General features: G+C 69.6%; 5 protein-coding genes. 1 reads left to right on the top strand and 4 read right to left on the bottom strand.

Annotation, left to right across the window (positions count from 1 at the left end):
* A partial coding sequence (locus tag EYA77_RS04410) for a DEAD/DEAH box helicase (protein ID WP_167815992.1) occupies positions 1-1,386 on the top strand: 1,386 nt, incomplete at its 5' end.
* A gap of 207 nt (positions 1,387-1,593) precedes the next feature.
* On the opposite strand, the gene EYA77_RS04405 is transcribed toward EYA77_RS04410, so the two are convergent.
* The 4 genes from EYA77_RS04405 to EYA77_RS04390 form a co-directional block, all read right to left on the bottom strand.
* Positions 1,594-3,582 (bottom strand): PAS domain-containing sensor histidine kinase, encoded by a 1,989-nt coding sequence (locus EYA77_RS04405; RefSeq protein ID WP_167815991.1) that lies wholly within the window; start codon positions 3,580-3,582, stop codon positions 1,594-1,596.
* A gap of 157 nt (positions 3,583-3,739) precedes the next feature.
* Complete coding sequence (locus tag EYA77_RS04400; RefSeq protein WP_167815990.1) at positions 3,740-4,933, bottom strand: DUF4105 domain-containing protein; 1,194 nt, start codon at positions 4,931-4,933, stop codon at positions 3,740-3,742.
* A gap of 104 nt (positions 4,934-5,037) precedes the next feature.
* A complete protein-coding gene (locus EYA77_RS04395) occupies positions 5,038-5,988 on the bottom strand; it encodes a M48 family metalloprotease (protein ID WP_167815989.1) in 951 nt (316 codons plus the stop codon).
* Between the two features lie 129 nt (positions 5,989-6,117).
* A partial coding sequence (locus tag EYA77_RS04390) for a hypothetical protein (RefSeq protein WP_209315005.1) occupies positions 6,118-6,709 on the bottom strand: 592 nt, incomplete at its 5' end.

Here is a 6,709-nt window from a genome sequence, read left to right as displayed (position 1 = left end):
TACTCCGACCAGCTTCGGGCCTTGCGCGCCGGGGCCCGGATCGTGGTGGGCACCCCAGGCAGGCTCTGCGACCATCTCACCCGCGGCACCCTGGACCTGGGCACCTGCCGGACGCTGGTCCTGGACGAGGCGGACGAGATCCTCGACCTGGGCTTCGCCGACGAGCTGGACCGCCTGCTGGAGGCCCTTCCCGCCCAGCGTCAGTCGCTGCTCTTCTCGGCCACCCTGGCCCCCGACATGCAGGCCCTGGCCGCCAAGACCCTGCGCGACCCCGAGACGGTGGCGGTCAGCACCGGCCTCTCCGTCGCCGTCGAGATCCGGCATGTGGCCTACGAGGTCCACCGCGAGTTCCGCTCGGACGCCCTGAGCAACGTGCTGCACGTCGAGAATCCCGAGCTGGCCATCATCTTCTGCCATACCCGGGCCGAGACCGAGGAGCTGGCGGAGCGGCTGCGGGGCGATGGCTTCCAGTCGGCCGCCCTGCACGGGGACATGGCCCAGGCCGAGCGGACCCGGACCCTGAACGCCTTCCGACGCCGGCAGCTCCGGCTGCTGGTGGCCACCGACGTGGCGGCGCGGGGGATCGACGTCCGCGGGGTGACCCACGTCTTCAACCTGGCGGTCCCGCAGAGCGCCGAGACCTACATCCACCGGGTGGGCCGCACCGGCCGCGCCGGAGACTCCGGGATGGCGGTCACCTTCGTCGCCCCTCGGGACGCGATGCGCTTCCGCCGCCTCCTGGCTTCCGCCAAGGTCGAGCTGCAGGTCCGCCCGGTGCCTCAGGCCGAGGATGTGCGCCGGCGCCTGCGCGAGTCCTACCACGGGACGGTGTGCCGTCGCCTGGCCGAGGGAGTCGATCCGGGACTGCGGGTTCTGGCGGAGGAACTGCTGGCCTACATGGAGCCGGTGGACGCGCTCTGTGCCCTCATGGGCGGAGACCCGGCTGCCCAGGCCGTCCTGGGGGCGGGCCTGGAGGTGCCGGTTCCCAGGGCGCCTCGTCCTGCTGCCCCGGTCGTGCGTTCGTCTGCAGCGCGCGCGGCTGCCGCCTCGCCGGCCCATCCCGGTACGCGCCAGGTCCAGGTCAACGTGGGCCGGCGCGACGGCCTGATCCTGGCCACCATGGTCCGGCTGCTGCGCAGCGCCACGGGCATGCCGGCACGGGCCTTCGGGGCGATCACCCTCTTGCCCCACTCCTCGGTCGTCGAGGTTCGCGCCGAGGAGGCCGAGCGGGTGGCGCACCTCCTCGAGGGGCATCCCTTCGGCTCGGGCGTGCTCAAGGCTCGTTGTCTTCCGTGTGGTCCGGCCCGGGCCCATGCGCCTGCCCCGCGCCCCCGAACGCGAAACCCCCAGGCTCCCCGCAAGGTCGCGGCCCGGGGGCGAGCCTGAATCCGCTGCCTACCGTGGCATTCGGCCGCCGATCCGGGTTCGTCTGCGTCGTCAGGCGCACCTCTGCGGTGCTCACGTAGTTTCCAACTACGCTCCGCTCCTCGATGCACGCCTTCCTTGCATCCAGACCCGCCTCGACGCCCTCGGCTCTCACGCCAGGCGGCAGATTCAGGCTGAACCTCAGCACCTGGTGCGGGGGCGAGCCGGTCAGGCCAGGGCTTCGTGCACCTTGGCCAGGAGGACCTTCAGCGAGAAGGGCTTCTGCAAGAAGTGCACCCCGGTCTCCAGCACACCGTGGTGGGCGATGACGTTGGCCGTGTAGCCGGACATGTAGAGCTGCCGGGCCTCCGGGTGGATCTCGGCGATTCTCCTGGCCAGCTCGCGGCCGCTCATCCGGGGCATGACCACGTCCGTCAGCAGCAGGTGGATCGGGTCGTGGTGGTGCCGGGCCAGGTGGAGGGCCTCGGTCGGATTGTCGGCGCTCAGGACGCAGAAACCTTTCTGTTCCAGCATCTGTCGGGTGATGTCGCGGATCATCGGCTCGTCTTCGACCAGAAGGATGGTCCGGGGACCTCGGGTTGGCGGAAGCGGGCCCGGCGGCTCGGGGTCGCAGGGCGCCGGGGTCGGGAGCTCCGCGCAACGGGGGAGGTACAGCTTGAACGTCGTCCCCTGGCCCGGCTCGCTGTAGACGCTGACGAATCCGCTGTTCTGCCGGAGGATTCCGTAGACCGTCGGCAGCCCCAGGCCGGTTCCTTGCCCGGGATCCTTGGTGGTGAAGAACGGCTCGAAGATCTGCGAGAGGGTCTGGGCATCCATCCCGATGCCGTCGTCGCTGACGCTCAGCAGGACGTAGTCGCCCGCGGTGAACCCTGCGCGGACGGTGCAGTCCTCTTCTTCGAAGCAGACGCCGGCCGTCTCCAGGGTGACCCGTCCGGTGCCTCCGGTGGCATCGCGGGCGTTCAGCAGCAGGTTGGCCAGGATCTGATCCACCTGGGAGGGATCGATCCGGACGAATCCCGCTTCGGGGTCGGGCCGCCAGGACAGCTCGATGCCCTCACCCAGGATCTGGCGCAGCATGGGCATCATCGCCTCCACGGTCCGGTTGAGGTCCAGGACCCGGGGGGCGGCCGTCTGGCGGCGGGCAAAGGCCAGCAGTTGCCGGGTGAGGCGCGACGAGCGCTCGGCGGCCTCGTGGATCCTCTGCAGGTCTGCGCGAAGGGGGTCGTCGGGGCCAGCCCGCTCCAGGGCCATCTCGGCATGCCCCGCGATGACCGCCAGCATGTTGTTGAAGTCGTGGGCCACCCCTCCAGCCAGCCGGCCCACGGACTCCATCCTCTGGGCCAGCGCCAGTTGCTCGCGCAACCCGTCGCGTTCCTGTTCCCCGCGCTTCAGGTCGGTGATGTCCAGCTCGACTCCGTCCCAGGCCACCCGGCCATCCGAGAGGATCCGGGGAGCGGATTGGAAGAGGCGCCAGCGGACTTCTCCAGAGGGGTGGACGTTCCGGACCTCGGCCCGGAACGGGGTGAGGGTTTGGAGTGCGGCCTGCTCGAGGTGCTCGAGCCTGGCCCGGTCCTCTTCATGGATCTGGTTGTAGATGCGGGAGCAGTCGGCCAGGGCCTCCTCCACGGTCAGGCCATGGAGGACCTCCACGCCGGCGCTGAGGTGGCTGAAGCGGCGTCGGGTTCCGTCCCGGTGGATTTCGATCTGGTAGAACATGCCTCCCGGCAGGTTGTCGCCCAGGGCCCGGAGCCGGCGCTCGCTTTCGCGCACGGCATCTTCGGCCAGCTTGCGTTCGTGGATGTCGATGGCCATCTCGTAGCGCACCAGGCGGCCGTCCGGCCAGGGGATCGCCTTGTCGATGCACTTGTACCAGCGCTGGACGGCCTCGTTGCGGAACTCCCAGACGTAGGAACGGCCCAGGTACTCGCCCAGGATTTTGTCGTTGGTGCAGAAAGGACACGGGCTCGAGCGCTGCTGCAGGTACTCGTAGCACCGGCGCTGGTCGGGAGGGCCGAAGGACCGGATGGTGGCCCGGTTGACGAAGAGCACTTCGAAGGTGGTCGGGTCGGCCACGTAGACGGGTTCGTCGATGCCCTCGAAGATGGCCAGCAGCCCTGCATGGCCTGCAGCGGCCTGTTCCTCCGTCCACCCGGGCTCTACGGTCTTCGGCAGGCGAAACTGCGCGTCCTCCGCCATCCTCCTGCATCCTTTCCGCCGTTGCGCACCGGATTGCTGGAGTCCTCCCCACCGCCGGAAGGCCAAGCCCAGAAAGGTTCTGGGTCCGGAAGAGAGGCTCCTTCAGGAAACCGGACGACGTGCGTTCCCGGGGCCGGCCCGCCTGCCCTGAATCCGTTCAGGGGCGGGCGGCCGCGAAACCGGGTTCGAGAGACGGGCTGAAGGCTGGCTCGGCCTCGCGTGGAGCGGATGCCGTGCCGAGGGAGGGGGTGAACTGGTAGAGCGTCTCGACGGGAATCTCGACCACGTCAGTCTGCAGCCGGACCACGTCGCCGGCCAGGCCGCCCAGGAACTGCCCGGTCAAAGCGCCCGCCACCAGGCCAGGCAGGCCCGCCACGGCGGAACCCGCCCAGGCTCCGGCCAGGAGTCCTCCCACCCGCATTCCCGGATCCCACAGCGGGGATCGGGTCGCTCGGGCCACCGCCTTCTGCAGGTCCGACTGGCCCCGGGCCGCGGTGGGGTGCAGTTTCTGGTCGGGCCGGACCACCACGACCCTCCCGTCCAGGAGGTCCTTGCGGGCCAGAAGCGCTCCCGTCGAGTTGGGCAGGCAGGCCTCCGGCCTCAAGAACCTCCCCAGGGTCGTGAAACGCCGGATCTTCTGCTCTTCGGGGACCACCGAGTTGAGCAGCTCCACCTGGGCGGTGAAGCACGAGTTCAACAACGTGTGGTACCACTCACCGGTCCGGTCCCGGGTGGACTGGTCCAGGGCGTTGCGGAGCAGCGACTCCTTCTGCTCGGGTGAGAGGGCCAATCGGTGCAGGAGCAGATCGTGGCCCTGTTGGCGGGAGACCTTCTGCAACTGGTCAGCCAGGGTCCCCACCTGGTAGACCACTCCGAAGTTCTTGCCCATCCCCTTCAGCAGGTCATAGGACGTGCCCGGAGGCCGCAGGGCCTCGGCCGAGACGACCAGGGCCGGGTCGGTTTCCCCCTGGCTGTTGCGCACCGGAGAGTCCTGCTCGAACTCGAAGAGCACCAGGCTGTGGCCGGCGACGATTTTGGGGGCGAAGGGCTCGACCGCCAGCCAGACGTCCTTCACCTTCCTGGGATCCACCACGGCCTCGGTATAGACCGGCTTCCAGGCCGAGGGGTCGGGGGATTCCTGGAACCCCCAGCGGACGTCCCCCAGTCGCATGGTCCCGTCCGGGCAGGCCTCCAGCAGGACCGGATGGCGTTGCTCGGGGTTCCAGGGGACGGCCTGCCAGCGTTGGCGGTCCTCCTCGGAGACCCGGGGCTCGGCGTGGGTCCGACTGACCCGGGCGAAGTGAGGAGCCTGGTGGGCGAAGGAGGCGCTCGAGATCGATGAGATCGTCATGTTCGGAGTCTGCCTCGAATCCCTGAAAGGAAGCTAAAAGCCGACCGCGTGGCCGGGAACCTCTCCGACCCCGGGGCGCTCGGGCGGGTCCTGAGGCTCCGGGTTCAGCCCTGGGCGGCGGGAGCCGATGCCGACAAGGCTCGCAGACGCGCGGAGAGAAGCGGGTGATCGTCGGTCGGTCGGGAGGTCTCGGTTCGGTCGCCCTGGAGCCGGGTCAGGACCCGCGTCATCGCCGAGCGCGGGTATCCGGCGCGTTCCAGCATGTCCGAGCCCAACGCGTCGGCCCGGAACTCCTGCTCTCGCTGCAGGCCGGCCGTGGCCAGGGTTCCAAGTTGCTTGATGGCGGCCGCGACGGGAGGGCTTCCGGCCGCATGGGCTGCCAGGACCAGGCCGACCTCCGTGCAGATCGAGGCCAGCGTGGGATGTCGCTCCAAGAGGTGGGCCCGCTCGTGGGCGAGGATCGCCGCGGCCTCCTCTTCAGGCAGGTCCAGGACGTCCTGACCGACGTACAGGTTCTCGCCCCCGCGCACGAACGCCATCAGGGTCGGGCCGTCCAGCACCACCACCTTCGTCTGGAGCGCAGAGGGGCTGGAGCCCTCCAACCGGTCCATCAGCGCCTGACCTTTGGCCGCCAGGTCCGGTGGATTGTCCGTGGGCAGCAGGAAGCCCTCGCGGAAGCGTCGCGACTCGGCCACCTCCTGCTCCCGATTCGCTTCAGCTAGCACCCCGGGGGCGATCTGGGCCGCCAGGTCTCGGATGGCTCGGATTCCGGCCTGGGTCTCCGGGGTCTCGAAGCGTCGGAGTCCGACGTCGGCCACCGATCGTTCGCACGTTGCCAGCGCCAGGGCCACGGCCGCAGGGAGGCTGGCCAGGTGGGCCTGGGTTGAAGCGCGGAGCAGGTTTCGGAAACGGGGCACGTCGGCCGTCGTCGCGGGAGGCGAGAGGTCCACCGTGTCGGCGATCTTCCCCGCTCCATTGGGCGGCGCCGCGGTGGGGAAGCCCGGGGTCGCCGGGGCCGAGGTCGACGCGGTGACCCGGGTGGACGCGATGTTCACGGTTGGACTCTCCGATCGATTCTTCCGGTTTCGGGCGAAGGCGCCCCGGCCAGCTCGCGACGGCGCATCCGGCCCGGATTCCCTGACCCGGACACACCAGGCGATGCCTCGACGTGGCCTGGGATGGGTTCAAAGAACCGCATTCTGCGAGCCTTGGAGTCGACCCGCCAGGAACCCTCCTGAACGAAGATACTCCTGCGCCGCCGGCTGGCGTGTTGCAGGAAGGTGAACTGCAGTCGCTTTCAGTCGGCTGCGGGCGGCTTCGCCGTGCCCCACCTGCCATCCGGGTCTGGAAGGTCTCGGGGGCGGGCGGCAACGCCGGATTTCTTCCACGAGGTGAAAGCCGGCGCCGGGATTTCCCGCCGAGTCCCATTTTTCATGCATTTTTCCTTGGCCTGCGATACAATCAGGAAACCTTTGAAAGGGCGGAAAGGGGCCGGTTTCGACCATGCGCATCGACAGGAACTCCATCCCTCCGGGTCTGAACACGCGGTCCGGCGCGTTCCGGACACCTGACGCGGGCGTCTCGCCGTCCGCCGATCCGAAGGACTCGGTCGCCCTGAGCGGGTTGGACCCTGCCGCCGAGGTGAAGCGGCCGGTGGCCCCCAGCCTGGCCCGCCGGGCGGGTGCGGTGGCGCTGGCCGTTTCGGCCGGGGTGGCTGCCTTTGCCGGCTTGATCCATGTGATCAACTCGGGGGGAGGCCCGCCGCCCCCCCAGCAG

Source organism: Methanocorpusculum sp. GPch4, from assembly GCF_012062385.1.
Classification (GTDB): domain Archaea; phylum Halobacteriota; class Methanomicrobia; order Methanomicrobiales; family Methanocorpusculaceae; genus Methanocorpusculum; species Methanocorpusculum parvum.
This window is presented reverse-complemented; position numbering and strand designations above follow the sequence as displayed.